The sequence below is a fragment of the Neisseria sp. P0009.S007 genome (assembly GCF_051962515.1).
In genome coordinates, this window is record NZ_JBQCVF010000337.1 from 1 (window position 1) to 1,408 (window position 1,408).

1 protein-coding gene is annotated in these 1,408 nt (G+C 50.5%); it reads right to left on the reverse strand.

Annotation, left to right across the window (positions count from 1 at the left end; all coding sequences use genetic code 11):
- Positions 1 to 382 precede the first annotated feature (382 nt).
- Positions 383 to 1,408: RsmB/NOP family class I SAM-dependent RNA methyltransferase (locus tag ACTHS3_RS13055; protein ID WP_440368134.1), on the reverse strand; the 1,026-nt coding region annotated here is incomplete at its 5' end.

Below are 1,408 nucleotides of genomic sequence, written 5' to 3' on the forward strand. Positions count from 1 at the left end.
GAGGATGTCTTGCAGGCTGTATGCAGAGGCCGTCTGAAACGGCAGCAGACAGCAGGCGACGGCGTCGGCCGATGACAATAAACGGGGCTTTGTGGGTGAAGAATAAATATGCGACATGATTTTTAACCAAATGATTTATATATTATCGTTGTCCGTATCGGGTATCGCCTGAGGCATGACCGGGTGAATTTTGAACGAGAACACATACATTTACAAAGCATAAAGCATTTTTTCCAGCTTTTCACAATATTCTGATAAAAGGTCGAGATACATGCCTTAAAGTATATTATTGCAGAGCGCGACTATCGTATATAATGATTTTAATGTAAAAAATCTATCAAATAGGCCGTCTGAAAGGATTTCAGACGGCCTCTTTTCAACCTTAATCCTTACGTTGCAATACAGCGGCAAAGAAGCCGTCGGTTTGGTGTTCTCCTGAGTTGAGGCGCAGGTATTTTCCGGTATCCAAATCGATCTTCAGGCTTTGCAGCAGTTCGGCACAGTTGACGAGTTCAAATTCGGGATGTTCAGACAGGAAACGTTCGACTTGCAGCTCGTTTTCTTCCGGCAACACGCTGCAGGTGGCGTACACCAAGCGGCCTTGCGGTTTCACCAGTTTGGAGGCGGCATCGAGGATGCTGTGTTGTTGTTCCAAAAGGTTGGCCACGGTCTCGGCGGATTGGCGGTATTTGAGGTCGGGATTACGGCGTAAAGTACCCAAGCCGGAGCAGGGCGCGTCCACCAACACACGGTCGGCTTTGCCTGCCAGTCGGGCGATACGGGTATCGTGTTCGCTGCTGATGCGTTCGGGATGGATATTGGTCAGTCCGGCGCGGGTCATGCGCGGTTTGAGGTTGGCAAGGCGTTTTTCGGCGATGTCGAAGGCGTAGATTCTGCCTTTGTTGGCCATTTGCGCACCGACAGCCAAGGTTTTACCGCCGGCTCCGGCACAGAAATCAACAATGATTTCGCCGCGTTTTGCGCCCACCAATAAGGCAAGCAGCTGGCTGCCTTCGTCTTGGACTTCCAGCGTGCCGTCTAAAAACAGTTCGTGTTTGTTAAGCGCGATTTTGTTTTTCAGGCGGATGCCCCAAGGCGAATAAGGCGTTACCTCTGCATCGGCACTTTCGGCTTGCAACAATGGCAGCACTTTGTCGCGTTTGCCTTTCAAAGTATTGACGCGGATGTCGAGCGGGGCAGGTTGGTTGATGCTGCGGCCGAAGGCGAGGATTTCTTCTTCACTCCAATGCTGTTGCAGCTGTTCCACCAGCCATTGCGGCAATTCTGCGGCGGTATTCAGGCCGTCTGAAAACTCGGTTTTGCGGGCTTTCAAATTGCTGAGGAATTCTGTTTCTTCTTCATCTAGCAAGTCTTTGATTTGGCTGATGTTGGTGCTTCTGCCGAGAAC